This window comes from Goodfellowiella coeruleoviolacea (assembly GCF_024171785.1).
Lineage (GTDB): Bacteria > Actinomycetota > Actinomycetes > Mycobacteriales > Pseudonocardiaceae > Goodfellowiella > Goodfellowiella coeruleoviolacea.
This window is the reverse complement of record NZ_JAMTCK010000001.1, coordinates 238522-263978: the sequence shown is the minus strand read 5'-3', so window position 1 is coordinate 263978 and position 25457 is coordinate 238522. Positions and strand designations below refer to the sequence as shown.

24 protein-coding genes are annotated in these 25457 nt (G+C 73.7%); 21 read left to right on the top strand and 3 right to left on the bottom strand.

The annotated features are described in order from the left end of the window. Positions 1-13 precede the first annotated feature (13 nt). From LX83_RS00970 to LX83_RS00950, 5 genes are read left to right on the top strand one after another with little or no spacing between them, the layout of a single operon-like run. Positions 14-1348: an ABC transporter substrate-binding protein gene (locus tag LX83_RS00970; RefSeq protein ID WP_253765901.1), complete on the top strand. Its 1335-nt coding sequence runs from the start codon at positions 14-16 to the stop codon at positions 1346-1348. Positions 1349-1393: 45 nt separating this feature from the next. Then, a complete protein-coding gene (locus LX83_RS00965; RefSeq protein ID WP_253765899.1) occupies positions 1394-2353 on the top strand; it encodes a carbohydrate ABC transporter permease in 960 nt (319 codons plus the stop codon). After that, on the top strand, positions 2350-3207 hold the full coding sequence (locus LX83_RS00960) for a carbohydrate ABC transporter permease (RefSeq protein WP_253765897.1): 858 nt from the start codon (positions 2350-2352) through the stop codon (positions 3205-3207). The genes LX83_RS00965 and LX83_RS00960 overlap by 4 nt, the downstream gene beginning before the upstream one ends. Then, on the top strand, positions 3204-4217 hold the full coding sequence (locus LX83_RS00955) for a hydroxyacid dehydrogenase (RefSeq protein WP_253765895.1): 1014 nt from the start codon (positions 3204-3206) through the stop codon (positions 4215-4217). Before LX83_RS00960 ends, LX83_RS00955 begins: the two co-directional genes overlap by 4 nt. Next, positions 4214-6088, top strand: a complete 1875-nt coding sequence (locus LX83_RS00950) for a DUF2264 domain-containing protein (RefSeq protein WP_253765893.1) — start codon at positions 4214-4216, stop codon at positions 6086-6088. Before LX83_RS00955 ends, LX83_RS00950 begins: the two co-directional genes overlap by 4 nt. A gap of 15 nt (positions 6089-6103) precedes the next feature. Here LX83_RS00950 and LX83_RS00945 read toward each other — a convergent pair whose 3' ends face one another. Then, positions 6104-7216 (bottom strand): SGNH/GDSL hydrolase family protein, encoded by a 1113-nt coding sequence (locus LX83_RS00945; protein ID WP_253765891.1) that lies wholly within the window; start codon positions 7214-7216, stop codon positions 6104-6106. Between LX83_RS00945 and LX83_RS38255 the strand changes: the two genes are divergently transcribed. After that, a complete protein-coding gene (locus LX83_RS38255) occupies positions 7217-7546 on the top strand; it encodes a hypothetical protein (protein ID WP_253765890.1) in 330 nt (109 codons plus the stop codon). Between the two features lie 49 nt (positions 7547-7595). Here LX83_RS38255 and LX83_RS00935 read toward each other — a convergent pair whose 3' ends face one another. Together LX83_RS00935 and LX83_RS00930 are read right to left on the bottom strand one after the other, a co-directional pair. Further along, complete coding sequence (locus LX83_RS00935; RefSeq protein WP_253765888.1) at positions 7596-8342, bottom strand: AfsR/SARP family transcriptional regulator; 747 nt, start codon at positions 8340-8342, stop codon at positions 7596-7598. A gap of 229 nt (positions 8343-8571) precedes the next feature. Further along, positions 8572-8769, bottom strand: coding sequence for a hypothetical protein (locus tag LX83_RS00930; protein WP_253765886.1), 198 nt, complete (start codon positions 8767-8769; stop codon positions 8572-8574). A 181-nt stretch (positions 8770-8950) separates the two neighbouring features. On the opposite strand from LX83_RS00930, the gene LX83_RS00925 reads away from it, so the two are divergent. Genes LX83_RS00925 through LX83_RS00855 form a run of 15 tightly spaced genes read left to right on the top strand, consistent with a single transcriptional unit; the run spans position 8951 to position 25456 of the window. Next, positions 8951-9529 carry a DUF4255 domain-containing protein gene (locus tag LX83_RS00925; protein WP_253765884.1) on the top strand — a complete coding sequence of 193 codons (579 nt, stop codon included), beginning with the start codon at positions 8951-8953 and terminating at the stop codon, positions 9527-9529. Next, the gene (locus tag LX83_RS00920) at positions 9526-10251 is read left to right on the top strand and encodes a carboxypeptidase regulatory-like domain-containing protein (RefSeq protein ID WP_253765882.1); all 726 of its coding nucleotides are present in this window, start codon (positions 9526-9528) and stop codon (positions 10249-10251) included. The genes LX83_RS00925 and LX83_RS00920 overlap by 4 nt, the downstream gene beginning before the upstream one ends. A 20-nt stretch (positions 10252-10271) precedes the next feature. Then, positions 10272-12542, top strand: a complete 2271-nt coding sequence (locus tag LX83_RS00915) for a phage tail sheath C-terminal domain-containing protein (protein WP_253765880.1) — start codon at positions 10272-10274, stop codon at positions 12540-12542. A 49-nt stretch (positions 12543-12591) separates the two neighbouring features. Continuing rightward, positions 12592-13047: a phage tail protein gene (locus tag LX83_RS00910; RefSeq protein ID WP_253765878.1), complete on the top strand. Its 456-nt coding sequence runs from the start codon at positions 12592-12594 to the stop codon at positions 13045-13047. A gap of 1 nt (position 13048) precedes the next feature. Then, positions 13049-14542: a phage tail sheath subtilisin-like domain-containing protein gene (locus LX83_RS00905; protein WP_253765876.1), complete on the top strand. Its 1494-nt coding sequence runs from the start codon at positions 13049-13051 to the stop codon at positions 14540-14542. Beyond that, a complete protein-coding gene (locus tag LX83_RS00900; protein WP_253765874.1) occupies positions 14539-15048 on the top strand; it encodes a phage tail protein in 510 nt (169 codons plus the stop codon). Before LX83_RS00905 ends, LX83_RS00900 begins: the two co-directional genes overlap by 4 nt. 15 nt (positions 15049-15063) lie before the next feature. Beyond that, positions 15064-15240 carry a putative phage tail protein gene (locus LX83_RS00895; RefSeq protein ID WP_253765872.1) on the top strand — a complete coding sequence of 59 codons (177 nt, stop codon included), beginning with the start codon at positions 15064-15066 and terminating at the stop codon, positions 15238-15240. Further along, entirely contained in the window at positions 15237-15905 is a 669-nt protein-coding gene (locus tag LX83_RS00890; protein ID WP_253765869.1) for a CIS tube protein, read from the top strand. Before LX83_RS00895 ends, LX83_RS00890 begins: the two co-directional genes overlap by 4 nt. 10 nt (positions 15906-15915) lie before the next feature. Then, positions 15916-17097, top strand: coding sequence for a phage late control D family protein (locus LX83_RS00885; protein WP_253765867.1), 1182 nt, complete (start codon positions 15916-15918; stop codon positions 17095-17097). Next, a complete protein-coding gene (locus LX83_RS00880) occupies positions 17097-17795 on the top strand; it encodes a phage baseplate assembly protein V (protein WP_253765865.1) in 699 nt (232 codons plus the stop codon). Before LX83_RS00885 ends, LX83_RS00880 begins: the two co-directional genes overlap by 1 nt. Then, on the top strand, positions 17792-18196 hold the full coding sequence (locus LX83_RS00875) for a GPW/gp25 family protein (RefSeq protein WP_253765863.1): 405 nt from the start codon (positions 17792-17794) through the stop codon (positions 18194-18196). Before LX83_RS00880 ends, LX83_RS00875 begins: the two co-directional genes overlap by 4 nt. Then, a complete protein-coding gene (locus tag LX83_RS00870; RefSeq protein WP_253765861.1) occupies positions 18193-20157 on the top strand; it encodes a putative baseplate assembly protein in 1965 nt (654 codons plus the stop codon). Before LX83_RS00875 ends, LX83_RS00870 begins: the two co-directional genes overlap by 4 nt. Then, complete coding sequence (locus tag LX83_RS00865; RefSeq protein WP_253765859.1) at positions 20154-22190, top strand: putative baseplate assembly protein; 2037 nt, start codon at positions 20154-20156, stop codon at positions 22188-22190. The genes LX83_RS00870 and LX83_RS00865 overlap by 4 nt, the downstream gene beginning before the upstream one ends. Further along, positions 22187-24124, top strand: coding sequence for a phage tail protein (locus tag LX83_RS00860; protein WP_253765857.1), 1938 nt, complete (start codon positions 22187-22189; stop codon positions 24122-24124). The genes LX83_RS00865 and LX83_RS00860 overlap by 4 nt, the downstream gene beginning before the upstream one ends. A 12-nt stretch (positions 24125-24136) precedes the next feature. Then, positions 24137-25456 carry a hypothetical protein gene (locus tag LX83_RS00855; RefSeq protein ID WP_253765855.1) on the top strand — a complete coding sequence of 440 codons (1320 nt, stop codon included), beginning with the start codon at positions 24137-24139 and terminating at the stop codon, positions 25454-25456. Position 25457 lies beyond the last annotated feature (1 nt).

Genomic DNA, 25457 nt, shown 5'->3' with positions numbered 1-25457 from the left:
CGAGGAGGCAACGATGCCTGGTCCACCCAACCGTCGATCCGTGTTGGCCGCGGGGTTGGCGCTGCCGCTGGCCGGCGCCCTCGGTGCGTGCACGTCCGGTGGGGGTCGGAGCACGACGAGCGCCGGCCCGGTCCGCATCACCTTCTGGTCCGCCCTGCGCGGCAGCCAGGAGGTCGTCGACGCCTTCAACCGCGGCCAGAACCGGATCCAGGTGGTCTTCCAGCAGATCCCCTCGGGCGGCCAGGGCGGGTACGCCAAGCTCAGCAACGCGGCCAGGGCGGGCAACGCGCCCGACGTGGCCACCATCGAGTACCCGCAGGTGCCCGGCTTCGCCATCGACGGCGTGGCCCGCGACATCACCGACCTGGTCAGCGAACGGCTGCGCAACCGGCTGCTGCCACAGGCACTCGGCCTCACCACGTTCGCCGGCCGGGTCTTCTCGGTGCCGCTGGACATCGAGCCGATGGTGCTGCACTACCGCAGGGACGTGTTCGACCAGCACGGTCTCGCCGTGCCGCGCACCTGGGACGAGTTCGCCGAGTTGGCCCGCACCGTCCGGGACCGGCTGGACGGCCCGCGGATCTGCCTGTTCGCCACCGTCCCCAGCGGCGGCACCCACTTCGCCGCGTTCTGCTGGCAGGCCGGCGCGCAGTGGTTCGACACCGGGGACGGTGCCTGGAACGTGTCGCTGGCCGACGCCCCGACCCGCCGCGTCGCCGAGTACTGGCAGCGGCTCATCAACGACGACCTGGTCATCTCCGGCCCCTCGGAAGGCCGCCAGAACGACTCGTACATCCAACAGGGCCGGCTGCTCACCCGGCTCAGCGGCGCGTGGGACGCGGGCGCGCAGATGAAGGCCCGCCCCGGGCAGAAGGGGCTGTGGGCGCTCGCGCCGTTGCCGCAGTGGGACCCGGCCCGGCCCGCCCTGGGCACGCACGGCGGCTCCACCTTCGCCGTGACCAAGGACAGCGCGCACCCGGAAGCCGCCATGGAGTTCATCGAGTGGCAGGTGTCCTCGCCCGACGCGCTGCGCGCCCGGTTGTCCTCGGGCACCAGCAGCCAGTACCCGGCCGTGCCCGACCTGGCCGAGGTCGGCAGGGCCGCCTTCGACCGGGCCTACTACGCCGGCCAGGACATCTACACCCTCTTCGACCAGGAGGCCGCCAAGATCCGCGACGGCTGGATCTGGGGACCGCGGATGACCGCCACCCTGTCGGTGATGCAGGACGGCTTCGCCCGCGCGGCGGCCGGGCAGGGCTCGCTGATCGAGGCGGTGCGCGCGGCCCAGGCGGGCACCATGCCCGACCTCGCGGCGCTGGGCCTGGCCACCAGCGAGCACACCAACTGACCGGATCGCCCACCGACCACGCGAGAAGGAGGAGGTGACGCCCGGATGGTCACGGTCGCGTCCCCGGCCGCCGTCCCCCGACCGGCGCCCGTCACCCGCTCGGTTGCCCGGCGGGGCGAGCGGGTGGCCTGCGGTGTGCTGATGGCACCGTTCTTCACCCTGTTCGTGCTCGTGTTCCTGATCCCGGTCGGCACGGCCGTGTGGCTGAGCTTCTTCACCGCGGACGAGCCGGGGCTGGGCTTCGGCCCCGAGCGCACGGTCTTCGTCGGCCCGCGCACCTACCAGGCGGTGCTCAGCGACCCGACCTTCCTGCGTGGCCTCGGCGTGGTGGGCCTGTACTGCCTGCTCTACATCCCGCTGCTGGTGGTGGCCGCGCTCGGGCTCGCGCTGCTGCTGGACTCCGGCGCCGCCAGGTTGCGGTCCCTGGCCCAGTTCGGGCTGTACCTGCCGCACGTGGTGCCCGGCATCATCGCGGCGATCATCTGGCTGTACCTGTACACACCAGGGCTCAGCCCGGTCGTCGACCTGCTGGCGCGGGCCGACGTCACCGTCGACTTCCTCGGCGTGCACACGGTGATCCCCGCCATGGTGAACATCGCGCTGTGGAGCAACCTCGGCTACAACGTGGTGGTCTTCTACGCCGCGCTGCAGGCGGTGCCGCGCGAGGTGGTCGAGGCCGCGGTGGTGGACGGCGCCGGACCGGTCCGCACCGCGCTCGGGGTCAAGACACCGCTGATCCGCTCCTCGATCGTGATGGTCGTGCTGTTCACCCTCATCTGGGCCCTGCAGCTGTTCACCGAACCCATGCTGCTCAGCCAGTCCTCCCCGATGGTGAACTCGCGGTTCTCGCCGAGCATGTACATCTATGACGCGGCGTTCACCCGCAACAACTACGGGTTGGCGGCGGCCGCCTCGGTGATCCTGCTCGCCTGCACCATCGCCCTGTCCTACGGCGTCACCCGGTGGACCAACCGCTCCGCCGCCGGTCGGAAGGCCACGTCATGAGCACGCCAACCGCGCTCCGGCCGCGCCTGCTCGGGCGCGCCGCCGTCAACGTCGTCGTCGGCGTCTCGGTGCTGTACACCCTGCTGCCCGCGCTGTGGCTGGTGCTGGCGGCGTCGAAGAACGCGGACGCGCTGTTCGGCAGCGACGTGCTGAGCCTGCGCGACTTCTCGCCGCTGGAGAACCTGCGCGACCTGTTCGCCATGGACAAGGGGATCTACGGCCGCTGGTACGTCAACAGCCTGGTCTACGCGGTCGGCGGCGCCGCGCTCAGCGCCCTGGTCAGCGTCGCCTGCGGCTACGCCTTCGACAAGTTCCGCTTCCGGCACAAGGAGAAGCTGTTCGGCCTGGTGCTGGCCGCGGTGATGGTGCCGCAGACCGTGCTCGCCCTGCCGCTGTACCTGATGGCCTCGGGCACCGGGCTGGTCAACACCTTCTGGGCGGTGTTCATCCCGGTGCTGTTCAACCCCTTCGGGGTCTACCTGGGACGCATCTTCAGCGAGGGCTACGTGCCCGGAGAGGTGCTTGAGGCCGCCAGGATGGACGGCGCCGGCGAACTGGCCACCTACTTCCGGGTCGCGCTGCGCATGCTGGGGCCCGGCGTGGTCACCGTGTTCCTGTTCCAGCTCACCGCGATCTGGAACAACTTCTTCCTGCCCATGGTGATGCTGTCCAACCAGCGGCTGTACCCGGTGAGCCTGGGCCTGTACAGCTGGAACAGCTCGGCCACCGTGTCCCCCGAGTACTACCCGGCGGTGATCACCGGGTCCCTGCTGGCGGTGCTGCCGCTGATCGTCGCGTTCGTGCTGCTGCAGCGCTTCTGGCGGTCCGGGCTGACCGCGGGGGCGGTCAAGTGAGCGCCCGCCGCCCGCGCGCCGCGCTGGCCATGACGCCGGAGGCCGCGGCAGCCGTGCTCGACGCCGACGCGGTGGCCGCGCTGCGCGAGGTCTGCGACCTGGCCCCCGGGCCGGTGCTCGACGACTTCGGCACCGAGCGGGCCCGCGCGGTGCTGCGGGAGGTGGAGGTCCTGGTCACCGGGTGGGGCTGCCCACCCCTGGACGGGGTCGTGCTGGCCGCCGCACCCCGGCTGCGCGCCGTGGTGCACACGGCCGGATCGGTGCGCGGCCACATCACCCAGGCGTGCTGGGACCGCGGCCTGGAGGTGTCCTCGGCCGCCGCGGCCAACGCCCTGCCCGTGGCCGAGTACACCGTGGCGATGATCCTGCTGACCGGCAAGCGGGTGCTGGAACGCGCGCGGCACTACCGCGCGGCGCGCCAGGGCGAGGCCGCCCTGCGCGTCCCGCGCGAGGTGGGCAACTACGGCCGCACCGTGGGCATCCTGTCGGCGTCGCTGATCGGGCGGCGGGTGATCGAGTTGCTGCGCCCCTACGACTTGCGGGTGCTGCTGCACGACCCGTACGTGACCGCCGAGGAGGCCGCCGACCTCGGCGTCGACCTGGTCGGCATCGGCGAGCTGTTCGAGCGCGGCGACGTGGTCAGCGTGCACACCCCGCTGCTGCCGGCCACCCGCGGGCTGGTCAGCCGCGACCTGATCGACGCCATGCGCCCGGACGCCGTCCTGGTCAACACCGCGCGCGGCGCCGTGGTCGACCAGGACGCGCTGACCGACGCGGTGCTGGCCGGCCGCATCCGCGCGGTGCTGGACGTCACCGACCCCGAAGTGCTGCCACCGGGACATCCCCTGTGGGACTGCGACAACGTGCTGATCACCCCGCACCTGGCCGGGTCGCAGGGAAACGAATGGCGCCGACTGGCCGAGACAGCCGTCACCGAGCTGGCCCGCTGGGCCGCCGGTGCCGGCTTCGCGCACCCCGTGCGCCGAGACCGGATGGGACTGATCGCGTGAACACACTGGCACTGCCGGCCGAGGACCGGGACCGCAGCCCGCACACCGGCTACACCCGAGGGCACTGGGAAGCCGCCGCGGACGGCCTGCTGGCCGCGGCCTGGCGCTGGGCCAGCCCGCACGGCGCCCGGCTCGACTTACCTGGCCGGCCCTCGCGCAGCGGGGTCCGCTCCGACGGCCTGGAGGGGTTCGCGCGCACGCTGCTGGCCGCGGCGTTCCGGGTGGCCGGCGCCGACGGCGCGGACCCGCACGGCTGGCTGGGCCGCTACGCCGACGGGCTCGCCGAGGGCACGCGCACGCCCGGCGCGGACGACGCCGAGTCCTGGCCGCTCATCCTCGACCACCACGTCCAGGGCCAGCCGATGGTCGAGTCCGCGTCGATCGCGCTGGGCCTGCGGCTGAGCCGCCGGTGGCTGTGGGACCACCTCGACCCGGCCGTGCAGGACCGCGTGGCGGGCTGGCTGCGCGGTGCGCTGCGCGCGGTGCCCGCGCCCAACAACTGGTACCTGTTCCCGTACACGGTGGCCGGATTCCTGGAGTCGGTGGGCCGGGGCGACGCCGAGACGAGCCGGGCCCGACAGCGCGCCTTGGACCTGCTGGAGACGTGGTACCGCGGCCAGGGCTGGTACGCCGACGGCGACGGCCGCGCGTTCGACCACTACAACGGCTGGGCACTGCACCTGTACCCGGTGCTCGACGCCCACCTGCGCGGCGAGTCCACAGTGCACGGTGACCGGCTCAGCGAGCACCTGGCCAGCTTCAGCCTGCTGTTCGGCGGTGACGGCGCCCCGATCCACCAGGGGCGGTCGCTGACCTACCGGTTCGCCGCGGGCGCGGCCGTGGCGCTCGGCGCGGTCACCGGCCACACGCCGCTGGCCCCCGGGGTGTCCCGGCGGCTGCTGAGCGGCTGCCTGCGCTACTTCCTCGACCGAGGCGCGCTCGACGCGAACGGCCTGCTCAGCCTCGGCTGGCACGGTCCGCACGAGCCCACCCTGCAGCACTACTCCGGCCCGGCCTCGCCGTACTGGGCGAGCAAGGCGTTCGTGTGCCTGCTCGCACCCGCCGACCATCCACTGTGGACCGATACCGAGCTGGCCGCGCCCAGCGAGGGCCCGGACCGGGTGGTCGGCCTGGCCGCGCCGGGCCTGCTGGTGCAGACCACGGGCGCGGACGGGATCGTCCGGCTGCACAACCACGGCAGCGACCACGTGCGCCCGCACGAGGGCGAGTCGGCCGAGGACGACGACCCGCACTACGGCCGGCTGGCCTACTCCACCCGCACCGGCCCCACCTCGGTCGGCAACCCCGCGGACAACCACTTCGCCGTGGTGGTCGGGGACGTGCGCAGCGTGCGGCGCCGCATCCACCCGCTGGGGGCCGGGCACGGTGCCGGCTGGGGCTGGGCCGCGTCCTGGCACCGACCGGTCTTCCGGCCCGGCCCGCCCATGGTGCCCGGCCTGCGCGTGGAGAGCGCCGTGGTGGCCCGGGGCCGGTGCGAACTGCGGGTGCACCGGGTGGTGGGAGCACCGGAGGGCGCACGGGTGGAACTGACCGGCTGGGCGGTCGGCGACGAGGAGCAGCTGGTGTCGGCCCTGCACCCGCTGCACGGGTGGACCGGTCAGGACGTGGTGCGGGCACCCGGGGGCACGGCGTTCACGCCCTGGGCGCGGGTGCCCCGGCTCACCGCCGCGGCGTCGGGCTCGGCGGTCTACGTCGCGCTGGCGGCGCTGACCGCCGAGCCCGAGCCACCCGCGCTGGACGCGGTCGTCACCGAGGTGACCGTGGACGCCGAGCACGTCGCGGTGCGCTGGGCGGCCGACGGCGCGCTCACCCGGATCGCGTTCACCCCGTTCGTGGTGACGCACTCCTGACCAGGAGTGTGCCGGCTACCAGGTCAGCGGCAGGGCGGCGAGGTAGGTGGTGAGCTGGTCGGCGATCACCCGGTGGTCGTGCAGGGACGGGTGCCAGTCGCAGCCGAGGCGGTCCAGGCTCGGGTCGTCGTAGTACCAGTAGCGGACCCGGTCGTCGCCCCGGCGGTTGCGCTCGGCCACGACGCGCTGGGCGAGGTCGGCGAAGGTGGTGGTGTTGGCCAGGTGGGTGGCGCTGACCACGATGGTGGTGGCGGGGCCGTAGCGGGCGCGCAGCTTGTCGAGGAAACCGTGGTAGGCGGCCTGGTAGGCGGCGGCCAGGCTGTCCGGGGTCCACGGCTCACCGGGGTTGATCGCGGTGGAGAAGTCGTTGATGCCCAGACCGACCACGACCACCTGGGGCCGCCAGGTGCCCGGGTTGCGCCAGACGTCACCCTCGACGTTCTGCAGGCCCCGGTCGTAGTAGGTGCGGAAGTCGACCCCGGGGTTGCCGCCGTTGTAGTTGCGGACCATGCCCAGGCCCGAGTGGGCGTTGAGCTGGTAGTCGGCGTTGAGGGCGCGGGCGGTGAGGGCGCCGAAGCTGAGGTCGGCGTTGCTGTTCCGGTCCACCCCACCGATGCCCGAGCAGTCGCGGGTGCCGGCGGCGTTGCCGTAGCCCGCGGTGTACGAGTCGCCGATGAACTCGATCTGCCTGGTCCGCGCCCGGGGCTTGGCCAGGATCGCGCCGCCGGTGGCGGCGACGAACCCGCCGAACTCGCCGGCCGCCCACGGGCTCTCGGTGCGTTTCACCAGCCGCACGCGGTGCTCGGTGTTGGCGAGGCCGGTGACCCAGTGCGTGGTCCGGCCCGGTGTCACCAGGGTGGCCACGGTCGTCCCGTCGACCTGGACCTCGTAGTCGTTGACCGGGTCGTTGAGGACGACACCGACCCCGCCGCCGCGGAAGCGGCCTTCGAAGTAGACACCGGGCCAGGTGTAGTGCAGGGAGTGGTTGGCGGTTGTCACGCGCCCCACCGTGTGCACCCGGGCGGACACGGCGGACGCCTGCGCGGGCACGGCGGTGAGGGTGGTGACCAGGGCGGCGGTGGCGATGGTGACCAGCGCCGGGCCGAACGGACGACGGTGTGTGCGCACGTGGCCATCCTTCGTGGTGGTGAGTGGGCTGAAGGGGACTGGGAATCGCGCGGTACCCCGTCGATCATGCCGCTGGCGTCCGGTTCGGCCAACTTCGACGAAGACGATCTCCGTGCCTTCCAGGACGAGCGGATGCGCGACCGTCGACGTCCTCGCCGCGCTCGCCGCGAGCCCGCCCGCCGCGATACGGCGGGCGAACAACGCTCACACCACAACCCGAGGATGGAAAAGGCTCAGTGGGAAAAGTCTGGTGGCGTGGTGATGCGCGGCGATTTGCGGCGGACCCGGAAATGGGTCGTCGTGACCAACGGAAAGGGGAGTCCTGACTGAGAATATTCGCGTTGCCGGATAATTCCGGAGGATTTTCGGTCCGGATTGGTCACCGGGCGGCGACGGCGGTCCGGGCGGGGCGCTCGGTGGCCTGTGGCAGGAGATCCTTCAGCGACCGCGACGGCTCCAGGCCCAACTCGTCGCGCAGCACGACGCGGCACTGCTCGTACTGGCGCAGCGCGGCGCCTCGGTTGCCGGCGGCGAGGTGGGCCTTCACCAGCACGCGGTGCGCGCTCTCCCGCAGCGGTTCCGCGCGCACGGCGGCGAGCCCGGCGGCCACCGCCTCACCGTGGCGCCGCGCCGTGGTCAGCCGCTCGCACATCGCCTCAAGCGCGTGCAGCCGCAGCTGGTGGTACTGCTCCTGTTCGATGAGCACCCAGTCGTTCTCCCAGTCCGGCAGCAGGTCGGCCGACAGGTCCGTCCTGGTCTGGGTGGTGAGGACGTCGTCGCACGGGCGCGTGGTGTCGAGCAGCCGGTGCGCCCGCGCCACCGCGTCGTGGATGTCCACGGCGATGCACTTGTCGATCGCCAGCTCCTGCGCGGACGCCTCGATGACCTGGTGGCCGGTGCGGGCCGTGCGCCACAGCGCGGATCTCAGGTTGGCGTTGGCCCGCGCCACCGTGGCGTCCGGCCACAGAGTTCCCGCCACGTAGCTGCGGGTGCGCGGGATGTCCTGCAGGGCGAGGAACGCGACGAGCCGCTGCGCACCGGAGGAGATGCACACGCGGTTGTGGTCCACGGACAGCGCGAAGCCCTTGAGCAGTCTCAGCGTGATGACATGGGCGCTTGCGGTCATCGTTCCCCCCGGATGTTGTCGGCCCTGGTGGTCCATTGTGTTGTGGACAGGACGACTGGGCGCCCATGCTATGAGCAATCCATGATCGTGTGTTCGTTCGTTCGTGTGAATGCGGGAGCGGATGGCGTGCTCTCGACACAATTCGGAACATCGCGTGTTTCGCGGGATCGCGGCCGCCGTGGCGTGGCGGATGTTATGGGTTCGGCGTCACCGGAGCGTCGCGGAAACGTCACCTACCGGGGCCGAGCAGGTCGTTGAGCCACGCCTGGACCGCGGCGTGCACGTCGTCGACCGCGCTGACCGCGGACGGGGGCTGCTGGTGCGCGCCGATCGTCCGGATGATGCGGGCCCGGAAACTGTCCGGTCTGCCGTCCTCCACCCACACCCGGAGGATCAGGATCCCGCTGCGCTCCGAGGGGGGTTCCATGCCGAGCAAGGATGCCTCATCGCTGTCACCCCGGCGTTGCCGGTCCGTCTCCGGTCGCGTTCCCAGCGGAGCGGGAAACGGCGTGGTGACGCCCGGGTGACGGTGAAAACGCGTTCCCGCCACGCCGGCCCCGGCATGCTCTCCGGCGCACGCCACGCAGCGCGGACTGGGGAGGATTCGCATGGGCGACTTCGGCGTCATCGCCGACGTCTCAGCGGTCATCGTGGAGACCCTGACGCGGGCGTTGGGCGATTTGAGCCAGGACCCGCCGATCGCGGAGCTGCACGACCTGTCCGAGCCGGTGCAGACCCCGCCACCGAAGCTGACGGTGTTCCTGTACGAGATCGCCGAGGACCCCACCTCGCGCAACCGGCCGCCGGTGCGGTCCCAGCCCCCGGTCACACCCGCCACCACCCGCAAGCCGCCCATGGCCCTGCTGCTGCGGTACCTGGTCACCCCGTGGGGCGGTGACCAGCCGACCCAGCACCGCATGCTCGGCCGGGCCCTGCAGGCGTTCTACGACGACGCGATCCTGGACGGCGCCCAGCTGTCCGGCAGCCTGGCCGGGACGACCGACTCGCTGCACGTCACCCTGACGCCGCTCACCCTGGACCAGAAGTCCTGGGTCTGGTACGCGATCCAGAAGCCCTACCGGCTGTCGCTGAACTACGAGGTCCGCGTCGTCAACCTGGACGCACTGGCCGAGCAGGTGGTCCGCCCGGTGCGGCACCGGATCATCGACGGGGTGGCCACGGCATGAGTCGGATGCTGCCCGTCGCCCGGTTGGTGGGCTACAGCCCGGCCTGGTTCGTGCCGTTCGACGACTTCGCCAGGAAGGTGCGCACCGCGGGCGTGTCGGTCGCGTTGGACCGGTGGGTCAACGGCCGCTGGGAACCGCAGGACACCCCGGTGGTGCGCACCCCCAGTGCCGCGCTCGCCTACCCGGGGCTGGGCCGGCGCGGTGGGGTGCCGCCGGACCAGGTGGACCGCTACCGCGCCCGGTTCGCCGCCGCCGGGTACCGGCCGCTGTACCCCGCCGACGACCAGCCGTTCACCGCCGACCTGGTCGGGGTCGAGTTCTCCGTGCGGCCGCACCGACCCGACCAGCCCCCCACCGAGGAGGTGGAAGCGAGGCTGGTCCGGCTGCTGCCGAGCGTGTCCTTCGCCTACCCGCCCGGCGTGCGCACGGTGCACGGCGTGGTGCGCGACCCGGTGGCCAACGCCCCGGTGCGCAACGCGCTGGTGGAGGTGCGCGGACAGCAGCACCGGGATCTGGTGTCGTGGCGGGAGCGCACGCTCTCCGACGACACCGGCGCGTTCCGGCTGGCCCTGCGCTGGGAGGGCGAGAAGGCCAGCGAGGACGCGGTCGAGGAAACGTTCCACCTGCACGCCACCGAACGGCCGGGCCGAACCGGATCACTGGTCATCCAGTTGCCCCGGGACGCCGACGCGGCGCATGTCATCGAGATCCGCGAGCAGTGAGGAAAACAGAGGAGCCAGCCATGCCCGAGTACCTGAGCCCCGGGGTCTACGTCGAAGAGGTCGACGCCGGGCCGCGGCCGATCGCGGGGGTGAGCACCAGCACCGCGGGCATGGTCGGGGTCACCGTTCGCGGCCCGTACACCGGCAAGCCCAAGCTGGTCACGAGTTTCCTGGAGTTCCAGCGCGTCTTCGGCGGTTTCCTGCCGGAACCGGAGCCGGGCCTGCGGGACAGGTGGGCCGGTGATCCGGACGAGGGCGGCCGGTGGTGGCTGTTCCCCTTGGCGGTCAAGGGCTTCTTCGACAACGGCGGCCAGCGGCTCTACGTCAAGCGGGTGGCCAGCAGGCAGGCGACGCCGTCCTCGGGTGCGCTCGGCCACGGCCTGGTCAGCCAGATCACCGGCAACGCCGCCAAGAAGGCGACCAGCCTGCGGCTGGCGCACCTGATCGGGTTCACCGGGGTCGGGCAGCGGGTCGACATCGTCCGAGGCGACGACCAGCGGCTGATCCACACCGCCGGCATCACCGGCTACGACGTGGCCAACCGCCGCATCGAGCTGGACGCGGAGCTGCCCGCCGAGGTCCGGGCGTCCCGTGGCGACTACGTGCAGGTGGGTGAGCGCGCCGCCGAGCAGACACTGAGGTTCAGCGCGGTCAGCCCTGGCTCGTGGGGCGGGGCGGTGCAGGTCCGGGTGCAGCCGGTGGTCGGCGCGGCCCTGCCGGTGCTGCCCGACCCGCAGGAGGGGACGGCGTTCGCCACCCGGCTCGCCGCGACGGCGGCCCAGGACAGCACCACCGTCGAGGTGGACGCGGTGCCCGGGCTGGACCCCGACGAGCTGCCCGCCGACGTGTGGGTGCTGATCGGTGTGACGCGGTACCAGGTGCAGGTGGGCCAGCCGGCGTCGGGCCGGGTCACGCTGACCTTCCCGGCCAACACCAGCCACCCGGAGTGGCAGCCGGGGGAGGCGGTGCGCCGGGTGCGCCGGGGCAACCCCGCCGGTGCCGGGCGCACGCTGCGGGTCGGCGGCGCCAGCCGGCTGTACCGGGACGCGGTGGTGCAGGTCGACAACGGGACCACGCTGACCACGCGGACCGTGGACAAGATCGCCGAGGACGTCGTCACGTTCACCGAGGACCTGCCGGGCGCGCTGTTCGACTCCGACCGGCTGCACCTGGTGGAGGCGCAGGTGGACGTGCGGTTCACCGACCCGGCCGGTGCCGTGGTCGAGGAGACCTTCGGCAACCTGCGGCTCACCGGCGACGAGCCGGCGAACCTGGTGACCACCCTGGCCAACCGGTCCCAGCTGGTGCGGGCCACCGCGCTGCCCGGTCTGTCCACTGATCCCGCGCGGTTTCCCACGCCCTCGGTCGGTTCCTGGCTGAGCCTGACCGACGGCGGGTCGGATGCCTACGCGGCGCTGACCGTGGCGGACTTCGTCGGCGAGGACGGCGGCAGCGGCCAGCGGACCGGGATCGTCGCGCTGGAGGACATCGACGAGGTGTCCGTGTGCGCGGTGCCAGGGGTGTGGTCGGGCACGGTGGAGTCGGCGCTGGTCACGCACTGCGAACTGCTCAAGGACCGGTTCGCCGTGCTCGATCCGCGCGACGGCCTGGACATCGAGGGCATCCAGGCGTTCCGGGAGTCCTTCGACACCAAGTACGCGGCGCTGTACTACCCGTGGCTGGTCACCAGGGACCCGTTGAGCAACCGGGACGTCGAGGTGCCGCCGTCCGGGCACCTGGCCGGCATCTACGCCAGGGTGGACGTGGAGCGGGGCGTGCACAAGGCACCGGCCAACGTGGTCATCCGGGGTGTGCGGCTCACCGACGGCATCGCCCAGGACGTCACCAAGCGGCACCAGGACCTGTTGAACCCCAAGGGGATCAACGCGCTGCGGTTCTTCCCCGGTCTGGGCCACCGGGTGTGGGGCGCGCGCACGCTGTCCTCGGACAGCACGTGGAAGTACGTCAACGTGCGGCGGCTGTTCCTGTTCCTGGAGGAGTCGATCGACGAGGGCACCCAGTGGGTGGTGTTCGAACCCAACGACGAGGCGCTGTGGGCGCTGGTGCGCCAGACGATCACCAACTTCCTCACCACGGTCTGGCGCAGTGGGGCGCTCGCCGGCACCACCGCGGACGAGGCGTTCTTCGTGGCCTGCGACCGGTCCACGATGACCGAGGACGACCTGCAGAACGGCCGGCTGATCTGCCAGATCGGGGTGGCGCCGGTCTTCCCGGCCGAGTTCGTGATCTTCCGGATCCAGCAGAAGACCCGCGAGACCCAGCTCAGCTGAGCGCCGGTCCCGTCACCGAAGTCGCGTCCACAGCAGGAGAGGCAGGGCGATGCCACCGCTAACCAGGGACGATCCCTACGCGTCCTACAACTTCCAGGTCATCGTGACCAACGTCAGCGACGACGGGGTCGCGGTGAGCGGTTCCTTCACCGAGGCCAGCGGGCTGGAGCTGGAGGTCCCGCCGATCGAGTACCGCACCGGCAGCGAGGACATCACGGTCCGCAAGATCCCGGGGTTGAAGAAGTTCACCAACATCACGCTCAAGCGCGGCATCACCGGGCACGTGGGTTTCTGGAACTGGGTGGTGGACGCGCTCAACGGCAAGGTGCGGCGCACCTCCGGGTCGATCGTGCTGCTCAACGAGAACCGCGTTGAGGTGATGCGGTGGAACTTCGACCGGGGGTGGCCCACCAAGTACACCGGGCCGACGCTGAGCGCCACCAAGAACGAGATCGCCATGGAGACGCTCGTGCTGTGCGTCGAGAGCCTGCTGATCGACGCCTGAGATGACCACCGACGCGCTCCCCGGCGTATCCCTGACGTTCGTGCCGCGCGCGGCCGAGGTGGAGCCGCTGCGCACGGATGTGGCGGCGTTCCTCGGTCGGTTCCGCCGCGGCCCGGTGGCCACGCCGGTCCGGGTGGAGAGCTGGAACGACGTGGTGGGCGCCTTCGGCGTGCCCGACGGGAGTTCGGCCGCGCCGTACGCGCTGCGCGGGTTCTTCGAGAACGGCGGTCGACGGGCGTGGGTGCTGCGGGTGGCCGGGCCGAGCGCGACCGCGGGTGCACTGTGGACGGTCGGGGACCGGGCCGGGTTCGCGCACACCGCCTACCGGGTGGTCGCGACCAGCCCGGGGGCGTGGGCCAACGGCTGCCGGGTGCTGATCCGGTACCAGGGCAGCACGCTCGCCGGGCCGCCGACGGTGACCGTGCGGGTGCTGGTGGCCGGTGAGCCGGTGGAGACCTTCGCCGGCCTGCCACCCGCCGAGGTGGCCGCCGGGCTGACCGCCTCCCGGCTGATCCGGGTGGTGCCGGTCGGACCGGCGCCGGGTGCGCGGGAGCAGGGACCGATCTCGCTGTCCTGGGACCTGGTGCTGGCCGGTGGCGCGGACGCGCCGCCGGGACAGGCGGAGTACCTGGGCGCGGTGCGGACGCAGGCCGACCTGCCCGAGCCGGCGCTGGTGGCCCTGCCCGACCTGGGCGGCGACGTGACCGGTGCGGAGCACACCGAGGTGGTGCTGGAGCTGCTGGCCAGCGCGGCCGCCGCGCTCGACCGGCTGGCCGTGCTCGACGTCCCACCGGGACTGTCCGCTGTGGACGATGCGGTGGCCTGGGTGCGGACGCTGGCCGCGGCGGGCGACACCGCGCTGCTGCGCGCCGCGGCCGTCTACCACCCGCCGCTGCGCGTGCCCGACGGGCGGGAACCGCGGACCGTGCCGGCCTGCGGGCACGTGCTGGGCGTGATCGCCCGGCTGGACGGTGAGCGCGGCGCGCACCACACGCCGGCCAACGCCGTGCTCATGGACGCGGTCGACCTTGCGGTGGAGTTCCCCGAGCCGCAACAGGTTCGGCTGTTCGAGTCCGGTGTGGACCTGGTGCGGTGCACGCGCGGGCGCGGCCTGCTGGTGTGGGGCGGGCGCACCCTGGCGGCGGATCCGCGCGGCCGCTACGTCGCGCACCGCCGGCTGGTGCACCTGCTGGTGCGCGCGTTCCGGCGGGTGGCGACGCCGCTGGTGTTCGACGTCAACTCGCCGGAGCTGCGGCTGGCCCTGGTGCGGGCGCTGACCTCGGTGCTGCTGGCGGCGTTCCAGGCGGGCGCGCTGGCCGGGGCCCGGCCGGAGCAGGCGTTCCGGGTGGTCTGCGACGACACGAACAACCCGCCCGAGCAGGATCCGGCACAGGTGGTGTGCGAGGTCGAGGTCGCGCCCGCGGTGCCGATGGAGTTCGTCCGGCTGCGACTGGTGCTCGGCCAGGACCGCGGCCTGGAGGTGATCGAGGCGTGACGCCGGACCCGTTGCCCAAGTACCGATTCCTGGTCACCCTGGACCCGGGTGACGCCTACCTGCCCGCCGCACAGGCGCTGCTGCTGCCGCTGGTGGCCGCCGGCGCGTTCCAGGAGGTCACCGGCCTGGGTGGGCAGCTGGAGGTGACCAGCTACGCGGAGGGCGGGCGCAACGACTCCGTGCACCAGCTGCCGGTGCGCCACTCGTGGAACCGGATCACGTTGAAGCGCGGTGTGCTGCGCGACCCGGGGCTGTGGGCGTGGTACCAGGCCGGGCTGGCCGACTCGCTGGGTGCCCGCCGCGACGGCGCGGTGATCGTGCTGGGGCCGGACGGCCTGCCCGGCGCGGCCTGGGCCTTCCACGGTGGGCTGGCCGCCAAGTGGAGCGGCCCGGACCTGCACGCCGAGCAGAACGCGATCGCGGTGGAGGCGCTGGAGATCGCGCACGAGGGGCTGACCAAGGTGCTGCAGGACACGGCCGTGTCGCAGCTGGGCTTCGGGAGGTGAGGCGCGGTGCCGAAGGTGACCATTCACAACCTTGAGGTGCGGTTCCAGGTGGACGGCGACGACGGTGCCGTGTTCACCCGGCTGTTCAACAAGCACATCCAGGCGTGGTCCCGGCTCTACGAGCAGGAGTGCGCCCGGGCCAGGCACACCGAGGCCGAGCGCCGGTTCGGTGACGGGGAGGGCCAGCCGTGATCACGCCGGTGTCGTTCGCCCGCCAGGGCGCCGCGCGGGCCCGCCTGGAGATCGTCCGGCCGGTGATCGCCGACGACCGGCAGCGGCGGATCCCGTTGCGGTTCAACCCGACCGACTACAAGCTGAGCAAGAGCAACACCTTCGCGGAGATCACCATCCCCGGGCTGGAGACGCCACCGCTGCAGTACGTGCGCGGCGGCACCGAGACGCTCACCGTGCAGGCCCTGGTGGACACCTCGGACACCCTGGACAACGTCCGCACCCGCTACGTCGACGCGGTGCGGGCGCTGCTGCGCCCGGACAGCAGGGAACACGCGCCGCCGGTCGTCCGGTTCGTGTGGGACGAGGCGGTGTTCACCGGGGTCGTGGAGAAGCTGGACGTGAACTACCAGCTGTTCCGGGCGGACGGGGTGCCGCTGCGGGCGCTGCTGGACCTGACGCTCAAGGAGTTCCGGCCGGCGGCCGTGCAGGTCGCGGACACGCCCCGGTCCTCGCCGACGGTGGAGAAGAGCTACGTGGTGCGCCGGGGGGACACGCTGAGCAGCATCGCCGCGGCGGTGTACCGGCGGCCGGACGCGTGGCGGGAACTGGCCCGCGCCAACGGGATCGGCGATCCACGCGAGTTGCGGCCGGGGCGGGTGCTGACCGTGCCCCGGCTGCGGTGAGGAGCGCGCGATGAGCAGCCCCACCCCGGAGGTGGCCTCGCCGGACCGGTACGCACCCGAGTTCGAGGTGCACATCGAGGGCCTGCAACTGGACCCGACGACCAAGAACGACATCATCGACATCAAGGTGAACCGGGACATCGACGAGATGTCCGGCTTCGACCTCACGTTGAACAACTGGGACGACGCCAACCTGCGATTCAAGCACAGCGACTCGGCGCGGTTCCGGCTCGGCGGGCGGGTGTCGGTGCGGCTGGGCTACGCCGACCGGCTGCTCACCGTGGCCACCGGCACGATCAGCACGCTCAGCCCGAAGTTCTCCGACTCGGCCTCGCCGACCGTGGCGGTGAGCGGGGTGGACGGGCTGCTGCGGCTCAAGGACCGCAAACCGGCCGAGAACGAGGTCAAGACCTACCGCGACATGCCGGACTGGCGGATCGCCGAGCAGATCGCGCAGCGCAACCACCTGCGCATCGAGGTGACCAGGGAGGGGCCGACGCACGAACTGGTGGTGCAGAAGAACCAGGACGACGCCACGTTCCTGCTGGAGCGGGCCAAGCGGCTGGACTTCGACTGCTACATCCTGCCCGACCCGGCCTCCGGCGAGGACACCCTGTACTTCGTCAAACCGACCGACGGCCGGGACAGCCGCCCGGTGCGGGTGTACCGGCTGGCCTACGCGCCCGGCCTGAGCACCGGCCCCACCGCGCAGCCCGAGGGCCTGGTGCCCAACCTGATCGAGTTCACCCCGACGCTGACCGTGTCCCAGCAGGTCAGCAAGCTCACCGTGCGCGGCTGGGACCCCCGCACCAAGCAGCCGATCGCGTTCACCGCCACCGCCGAGAACCTGCCGGCCGGGCAGAACGCGGCCGACGGGCAGAGCGGGCCGCAGGTCGCCGAGAGCACGCTGCAGGGCCGCCAGGAGGTCCTGGTCGACGCGCCGGTGGCCAGCGACCAGGAGGCCAGGGAACTGGCGATCAGCCTGCTGCGGGAACGGGCCTACGAGTTCATCACCGCCACCGGCCGCGTGGCCGGCCTGCCCGAGCTGCGGCCCGGCGACAACCTGGAGATCTACGGCCTCGGCCGGCGCTTCTCCGGCTCCTACTTCGTCAAGCGGGTCGAGCACTCGCTGAGCACCAGCGGGTTCTTCACCCAGTTCACCGCACGGCGCATCCACCAGGGAGACCAGTGATGACCAGGACCGCGCCCCGCGCCCGCAGCACCGACAAGCGCTACTACGGCGTGGTGGAAGCCGTCGTGGTGGACAACGAGGGCGACGACGAGGGCCGCGTCAAGGTGCGGTTCCCGTGGTTCGACGGCAGCACGGTCACCGACTGGTGCCGGATCAGCCAGCTGTACGCGGGCAACGGCTACGGCTCGGTGTTCGTGCCGGAGCAGGGCGACGAGGTGCTGGTCGCGTTCGTGCACGGGGACATGCGCTTCCCGATCGTGCTCGGCGGCCTGTACAACGGCGTGGACAAGCCGGCGACCGCGCGCACCGGCGGACGCGACCAGAAGCTCATCCGCACCAGGCACGGCCACGAGGTGCTGCTCGACGACACCGACTCGCAGGCCGCGGTGCGCATCCGGTCGGCGGCCGGGCACGTGGTCGAACTGGACGACGCGGGCAGCGCGATCCGGATCACCGCGGCGGCGGGCGGCAGCGTGACCGTGTCCGCCACCGGGGAGATCACCCTGTCCGCACCGAAGGTGACCATCGACTCGGCCAGCATCGACCTGGGCGGTGGCGCGACCGAGCCCCTGGTGCTGGGCAACGCGCTGCTCACCGCGTTCAACACGCACACCCACCCCACCCCGAGCGGGCCGAGCGGGCCGCCGGCGACGCCGCTGACGCCGGCCGTGCTGGCCAAGAAGGCGAGGACGGCGTGAGCGAGGACTTCCTCGGCACCGGCTGGCGCTTCCCGATCCTGCCGGACGAGGCCGGTCGGCTCGGCTACGCCGAGGGCGAGCAGAGCATCGAGCACTGCCTGCGCGCGCTGCTGCTCACCGGGGTGGGCGAGCGGGTGATGCGACCGGACTTCGGCACCCGCGCGCAGGAGTCGGTGTTCGCGCCTGGCAGCGTGCAGCACCTGCGCGACCTGGAGAACTCGGTTGCCGAGGCGGTGCGCGCGCACGAGCCGAGGGTGGCGCTGGACGAGGTGCGCGCCGAGGCCGACCCGGGTGACGAGTCCCGGGTGACCGTGTCGGTCGTCTACCGGATCCGGCGCAGCAACACCAAGGCGAACCTGGTGTTCCCGTTCTACCTCGGGCTGGCCGGGGGTGCGCCGTGAGCGTGCCCGCACCGCGGCTGGACGACTTGAGCTGGGCCGACATGGTCGCGGCGATCCGCCGCCGCATCCCGGCCGAGTCGGGCGGGAGCTGGACGCTGCACGCGCCAGCCGACCCCGGCGTCACCCTGCTGGAGCTGTTCGCCTACCTGCTGGAACAGCGGCTGTACTGGCTGGACCAGGTGCCGGACGCGCTGGTGGTGGCGGTGCTGCGGCTGCTCGGTCTGGACCCGCCCCGGCCGGCCCGCGCCGCGGCCACGGTGCTGCGGCTGACCGCGGACTGGCCGGGCACGCCGGTTCCGGTCGTGCCCGCCGGCACGGTGCTGACCCGGGACCCGCTGGGCGTGGTCACCTTCACCCTCGACGAGGACGTGGCCGTGTTCCCGGTCGACCCCGCCGGCGAGGTGACCGTGTGGACCGACCGGGACCGCACCGCCGACCTGCGGGCGCGCCGCGGGGTGTCGCTGCTGGGCGGTGCCGGCGGCGCGGCCGAGGCCCGGTTCACGCTGCCGCTCACCGGGGCGCTGCCCGCGCCCGGCTGGCTGTCGCTGCTGGTCGAACTGGACGCGCCGGCCGCATCGCCGCCGTCGTGGTCCCCGGACGCGGTCGACGACGTGCCCGCGCCGGCCGCGCTGACCTGGTCGTGGTTCCGCCCGGGCGAGCCGGGCGCGCGCGCCTTCGCCGAGGTGGTGGACGGCACGGCCGGGCTGCGCCGCTCCGGGGTGGTCCGGTTGCGCCCGCCCGCCGACTGGACCACCCAGGACCGCGGCCTGCTGGTGGCCACCTCGGCCGCGACGTTCTCGGCGCCGCCCCGGCTGCTGCAGGTGGCGGTGAACGTGTCCGCCGCGCGCCACCGCGAGCACCGCCGCGCAGGGCCCGAACTGGTCGAGCAGGTCCGGGCGTGGCTGCGGCTGCCCGGCCAGCACCTGGTGCTGCCGGACGCCGAGGACCGGCTGCTGGCCGCCGAGGTGCACCTGGCCGGCCAGGAGTGGACACCGGCACCGGACTTCACGTTCGGGGCGTCGACCGACCGGATCTTCCTGGTGGACCGGGCCGAGGGCGCGGTGGTCTTCGGCGACGGGCTCACCGGGCGCATCCCGCACCCCACCGACGACGTGTGGGTGGACTACGTGATCGGCGGCGGCCGGTCCGGCAACGGTGGCACCACCGGCAACTGGGTGCCCACCCAGGACGCGGTGCTGCGGCGCGGCGCGCTGGTGGCGGCCAACCTCGTGCAGGCCGCCGGCGGCGCGGACCCGGAGACCGTGGCGCAGGCCAGGCAGCGCGCGGCGGCGGCACTGGGCGAGGTGACCCGCGCGGTCACCGAGGCGGACTTCGTCACCCTGGCCCGGACCACCCCGGGCGTGGCCGTGGCGCGCGCCCACGCCGCGCTCGGCGAACACCCCGGGCTGCCCTGCGCGGCGGTGCCCGGCGCGGTGACCGTCCACATCGTCCCGTTGGTGCCGCGCGACGGCCTCACCGGTGCGGACGGCGCGGCCGGCGCCGACGTGGTGGCCGCGCCGGTGCCGGACCCGGGCATGGTGTGCGCGGTCGCCGCGCGCCTGGCCCAGGCGCGGCTGCTCACCACCGAGGTGTTCGTGCGCGCCCCGGCCTACCGCGCGGTGCGGTTGCGCGTCGACCTGTCCGGGGCACCCGCCGACCGCGCCCGGGTGTCCACGGTGCTCACCGCGGCGCTGCGGCGCTACCTGGACCCGCTGGTGGGCGGGGACGACGGCACGGGCTGGCCGTTCGGCGGCCCGCTGCGGCCGTCGGCGCTGCTGCGGGCGGTCCAGCGCGCGTTGGGCGAGCTGGCCGAGGTGGCCGGCGTGGCCGTCGGCCTGGACGGCGCCGAGGCCGACCAGGACTGCCAGGACGTGGCGCTGCGGCCGGGCGAGCTGCCCGTGCTGCGCGGGGTGCGCACCCGGGTCGTCGCCCCGGTCGAGTCGGGGGAGGGGTTGCTGTGAGCGGCGAGGTGTGGTGGGAGCGCGGCGCGCGGACCGAGGGCCGGCTGGTGGCGGGGCCCGGCCCGACCGGTGTGCAACCGGAACTGGTCGAGGCGACCAGGGAGGCGGTCCGGGCCGCGGTGCGCGCCCGGATCCCCGGCTACACCCCGGACTGGACCAACCCGGACCGGCTGGACGCCGGGGTGGCGCTGGTGCGGCTGTTCGGCACCCAGGTCGAACCCGTGCTCGGCAGGGTGAACCGGCTGCCGGAGAAGGTGCTGGCCGAACAGCTGGACACCGCGGGTGTGCGGCGCCGGCCGGCCGGGGCGGCCCAGGTGCTGCTGGAGTTCACGGTCAACCCGCCGGACGGCAGGTCCGTGCTCATCCCCGCGGGTTTCCAGGCCGCGGCATCGGGCCAGGGCGGACAGCTGCGCTACGAGACCGACCACGACCTGTACGCCACCCCGGCCAGCCTCGGCGCGCTCGCCGTGGCGCAGGCCGGGTCGCTGGAGCTGATCCCGCTGGGGCCGGCCGGCCCGGGCCGCGCGTTCGCCCCGTTCGGCCGCGACCCGCGACCGGGCAACGCGCTGTGGATCGGGCTGGCCGCGCCGGCCAACCCCTACCCGGTGCTGTCCCTGGGGTTCGTGGTGGTCGCCGTGCCGCCCGCGCCGGTGGACGCCGGCGGACTGGTGCCCCGGCCGGTGCCGGCCGCGCCGCTGCTGCGCTGGGACGTGCTGGACGGCGCCCGGTTCGTGCCCGCCGACGTGGTGCGCGACACCACCGCGGGGCTGCGCGCCAGCGGCACGGTCCAGTTGCGGGTGCCCAGCACGTGGGCGCCGGGCCAGCCGCCCGGCTCCCGGCCGGGTGCGCCGCTGCGCTGGCTGCGGCTGCGGATCGGGCCAGGCGCGGCCACCGGCACGCCGCCGGTGCTGTCCGGGTTGCGGCTGAACATGGTCGCGGCCACGGCCGCCCACACGATCCGGGACGAGCCGCTGCAACCGCTGCAGGACCCGACCGCGACCGGCCGGCAGCGGATGCGGCTGAGCCAGACGCCGATCCTGGCCGGCTCGGTGGTCATCGAGGTCGACGACGACCCGGGCGGCGACGTGTTCGGCACGGCGGCGGGGTCGGCGTCGCGGTGGACCGAGGTGGCCAGCCTGGCCGGCTACGGCGCGGACGACCGGGTGTTCGTGGTGGACCACGCCACCGGCGAGGTCACCTTCGGCGACGGCGTGACCGGCGCGGCCGTGCCACCCGGGTTCCGCAACGTGCGGGCGCTGCGCTACCGGGTGGGCGGCGGCAGCGCCGGCGCGGTGCGGGCCGGCGCGGTCAACGGCGTGGTGACCGCGCTGCCCCACGTCACCGGCGTCACCAACCCGTTCCCCGCCTCCGGCGGCACCGACGCCGAACCCGACGCCGAGGTGATCCGGCGGGGCGTCGGCGAGTTGCGGGCCCGAGGCCGGGCCGTGGCACCGGCCGACTACGGCCTGCTGGCCACCCGCGCGCCCGGCGCGTCCGTGGCCCGCGCGCACGGCGTGCCCGGCCTGCACCCGGAGTACGCCGGTGTGCCGATCCCCGGCGTGGTCGGCGTGCTGGTGGTGCCGCCGGCCGACGAGACCGGTGCGCCCCCGGTGCCCACCGCCGCGACGCTGCGCGCGGTCGCCGACTTCCTCAGCCGCGAGGCCGCGCCCGCCGGGGTCACGGTGGTGGCCGCGCCCGCGCGCTACCAGCGCGTGGCCGTGGAGGCGTGGGTCGCCCTCGACGCGGACCAGGACCGGGCCGCCGTGCTGGCCGCCGCCGGTGACGCGCTCACCACCTACCTGGACCCGGTGCGCGGCGGCGACAACGGCGCCGGCTGGCCGTTCGGGGGCGCGCTGCGGCACACCGCGCTGGTGCGGCGACTGCTGGCGGTCGACGGCGTGCTGGCCGTGTCCCAGCTCTGCCTCACCGTGGACGGACTGCGGCTGCCGCCCTGCACCGACCGCGCGATCCCGCCGCACGCGCTGGTCTGGCCGGAGCGCCCGCTGCTGATCCCGCTAGGAGACCGACCGTGACCTGCGCCCCGCACCCCGCGACCTTCCGGCTGCTCGACGCCCACGTCGGCTGGGACGAGTCGGCCGTGCACGACCTGGTGGGGTTCGCCGAGGAGGACGGGCTGCGGCTGGCCGCCTGCGGCGGCTGGCCGCAGGGGCCGACCAGGGCCGAACTGCTGCCGTGGTTTCCCGACCCTCGGCTGGCCCCTGGCTGCCGGCCCTGCTCCTGGTACCTGCTGCTGCCCGACGCACCGAGCCTGCTGCGCCGGGACGGGTGCGGGCAGTGGCTGCCGGTGTGGCCGCCGGACTGCCACCCCGACCTGCCGCGCGCACCGCTGTCCGTGGCCGCGCGGGGACACCGGCTCGCCGTGGTGGCCCCCGACCGGGTGCTGGTGTGGCGCCGGCAGGGCGAGCAGCTGGCCGGGGTGATCCCCGGCCGGGGGGCCCGGCTGGCCGCGCTGGCCGGCGGCGACGAGGTGTGGGTGGCGCGCGCCGGCAGCACCCGGCTGTGGCGGTTCAGTTCGGCCGGCCGCCCCCGGGGCGTGCTGCGCACCGGGGTGACCGGCGAGATCATCGGGCTGCGCACCGGACCCGGCGGCGTCTGGCTGCTCACCGACGACGGCGGCCGGCTGCGCGTGCACCGCGGTGGCCCGCGCACCCCGTTCGCACCGGCCACGGTGGACGAACTCGCGGCGGCGGTGCCGCCGAGCGCACTGGTCGAGGCGGACGGGGACGGGTTCTGTCTGCGGGAGAACAGCGCGGACGGCCCGGTCACCACCTGCTACACCTGGCAGGGCGCGCCCCGACCCGAGGCGCCGCCGGCGCCGGTGTGCCACGTGCCGGCCGGCTCCTACCGCACCCGCCTGATCGACAGCGGTGTCTCCCGCTGCCGCTGGCACCGGGTGCGGGTGGACGCCGACGTTCCCCCGGGCACGGCCGTGGCCGTGGACCTGGTGGTGTCCGAGGACGAGCACTACGCGGACAGCGACTGGCAGAGCGCGCCGCCGGGCGTCACTGACTTCCTCGTCGACCAGCCGCCCGGCCGGTTCCTCACGCTGCGCCTGCGGCTGTCCGGTGACGGGACCGCGACGCCGCTCGTCCGCCGGATCCGCCTGGACTTCCCGCGCACCACCAGCGCGGACCTGCTGCCGCCCGCGTTCCGGCAGGACCCGGCGGCCGACGACTTCACCGAGCGGTTCCTGTCGCTGTTCGACGCCACCCTGGCCGAACTCGACCGGGTGATCGAGCGCTACCCCGCGCTGCTGGACCCGGCCGGCGTGCCCGACCGGGTGCTGCCCTGGCTGGCCGGGCTGCTGGGGCTGTCGTTCGAGGCCGGCTGGGACGCACCCACCAGGCGGGCGCTGCTGGCCGCGGCCCCCGCGCTCTACCGCCGCCGAGGCACCCCGTGGGCGCTGCGGGAAGCCGTGCGGATCGTGTTCGGGGCCACGCCCGTGCTCGACGAACTGGCCGCCGACCGCCGCTGGGCGCAGGTGCGCGCGAGCGGCGCGGGCAGCGGGCCGGGGCTGGGCGCGGTGCGGCTGTTCGGCCGGTCGGCGAGCCGGTTCCGGGTCGGCGGTTCGGCCCTGGGCGCGGCCCCGCTGCGCGCGTTCGGCGACCCGGACAGCGACCCGCTCACCGCGCACGCGCACCGGTTCCGGGTGCTGCTGCCCGCCGGCTCGGCCGACGAGGACGCGCTGCGGCGGCTGGTGGGACGCCAGGCGCCGGCGCACACCGTGGGCGCGGTCCGGCTCGGCGGGCGGGGGTTCGTGGTCGGCGCCCAGTCCACGGTCGGCGTGGACACCGCCTTCGTCCCGCCGCGCCCACCCGTGCTGGGCGGTGCCCGGCCGGTGCGGCTGAACCGGGACGCGGTGCTGCGGCCAGGACCCAGGGGAGCGCGCCGCGGGGTGGGCGTCGGAGTGGTCTCCGCCGTCGGCGTGCACACGCGGATGTCGTGAGAGGACAGGGAGATGCCGGAGACAGAGGCGGAAACGACAAGGGGATTCGACGCACCGCCGTTGCGGCGGCTGCGGTACTTCCACGGTCAGATGCTCAGCGCCAGGGACTTCCAGCGCGAGCAGGACTACTTCCGGGAGAAGCTGAAGCTGCGCATGCGCGGCCTGCTCGGCTACGGGGTGGTGTGCGGCCTGCTGGTGGAACCGGTGCGCCCGGCGCACCCGTGCGACGACCCGGGGGACACCGGGGAACCGACGGCGGCCATCGAGCCGGCGTCCGAACCCGGCGCCAGCGAGTCCGAACAGGACGCCCCCGGATCCGAACAGGATCTCACCGGGTCCGAACAGGACGGTGCCGAGTCCGAACAGGACGCCGCGGAGCACGGGCGGCACCGCGCCCGGGTGCGGATCACACCGGGCCTCGGGGTGGACTGCGACGGCAACGAGGTCGTGGTCCGGGACGGCTGCGTGGTCGACCTGTGGCGGGCGCTGCCGCCGCACGAGCGGGACACCGACACCGTGTGGGTGGGCATCCAGTACCGCGAGCGGCCGGTGGAACCCACCCGCGCGGTCTACAACGACGGCTGCGCCGACACCCCCGACTGCGAGTTCGGCTACACCGAGGAGTGCTACGCGGTGCGGGTGACCGGCTGCGAGCCGCCCGAGGACCGGCGCTGCGACACCTGCTGCTCGCGGGGTGAGCACCGGGTGCTGTGGCTGGCCAGGATCGACGACGTGGACTGGCACCAGCCGGTGCGGGCCAGGCAGGTGCACCTGAACGTGCGCCGGCCGTTCGGCCGCCACGTGCCCACCGTGATCACCGGCGTGAACTGGCGGCACGGCCACACCTACAGCGTGGACGAGGCCAAGGCCCTGCTGGGCACGCACGACGAGGACGGCGGGCTGGTGGTGCGCTTCTCCAACGACGTCCGGGTGGACACGCTGCGGCCCGGCGTGGTGGAGATCCAGGTGATCGAGGGCGGTGCCGGGCGCAACGCGTCCACCTGGTACATGGGCGGCGAGTTCACCGAACCGGACGGCGAGGACGAGTACACCCGGGGCTTCCGGTACCGGCAGACCACCCGCGAGGTGCTGCAGGACGGCGACCGGGTGCTGGTCAGCGTGCGCGCCGCGTTCATCCTCGACCGCTGCTGCCGCCCGGTCGACGGCACCAACGTCGGTGGCCGGGTTCCCACCATCGACTGCGAGGACGGCGAGGAGACCGCGGCCGCGCACGGCTGCGGCCGGCCACCGTCCGGGGTGGGGCCGTGGACGTCGGGCACCGGTGCCAGCGGCGACGTCTTCGAGAGCTGGTTCTTCGTGAAGGAGTGCTGAC

What these genes read in the sequence shown, in the direction of transcription:
- LX83_RS00970 (WP_253765901.1), top strand. Translation starts at nt 14, where the DNA reads ATGCCTGGTCCACCCAACCGTCGATCCGTGTTGGCCGCGGGGTTGGCG.
- LX83_RS00965 (WP_253765899.1), top strand. Translation starts at nt 1,394, where the DNA reads ATGGTCACGGTCGCGTCCCCGGCCGCCGTCCCCCGACCGGCGCCCGTC.
- LX83_RS00935 (WP_253765888.1), bottom strand. Translation starts at nt 8,342, where the DNA reads ATGACCGCAAGCGCCCATGTCATCACGCTGAGACTGCTCAAGGGCTTC.
- LX83_RS00880 (WP_253765865.1), top strand. Translation starts at nt 17,097, where the DNA reads ATGACCAGGACCGCGCCCCGCGCCCGCAGCACCGACAAGCGCTACTAC.
- LX83_RS00925 (WP_253765884.1), top strand. Translation starts at nt 8,951, where the DNA reads ATGGGCGACTTCGGCGTCATCGCCGACGTCTCAGCGGTCATCGTGGAG.
- LX83_RS00960 (WP_253765897.1), top strand. Translation starts at nt 2,350, where the DNA reads ATGAGCACGCCAACCGCGCTCCGGCCGCGCCTGCTCGGGCGCGCCGCC.
- LX83_RS00885 (WP_253765867.1), top strand. Translation starts at nt 15,916, where the DNA reads ATGAGCAGCCCCACCCCGGAGGTGGCCTCGCCGGACCGGTACGCACCC.
- LX83_RS00905 (WP_253765876.1), top strand. Translation starts at nt 13,049, where the DNA reads ATGACCACCGACGCGCTCCCCGGCGTATCCCTGACGTTCGTGCCGCGC.
- LX83_RS00910 (WP_253765878.1), top strand. Translation starts at nt 12,592, where the DNA reads ATGCCACCGCTAACCAGGGACGATCCCTACGCGTCCTACAACTTCCAG.
- LX83_RS00920 (WP_253765882.1), top strand. Translation starts at nt 9,526, where the DNA reads ATGAGTCGGATGCTGCCCGTCGCCCGGTTGGTGGGCTACAGCCCGGCC.
- LX83_RS00915 (WP_253765880.1), top strand. Translation starts at nt 10,272, where the DNA reads ATGCCCGAGTACCTGAGCCCCGGGGTCTACGTCGAAGAGGTCGACGCC.
- LX83_RS00855 (WP_253765855.1), top strand. Translation starts at nt 24,137, where the DNA reads ATGCCGGAGACAGAGGCGGAAACGACAAGGGGATTCGACGCACCGCCG.
- LX83_RS00930 (WP_253765886.1), bottom strand. Translation starts at nt 8,769, where the DNA reads ATGGAACCCCCCTCGGAGCGCAGCGGGATCCTGATCCTCCGGGTGTGG.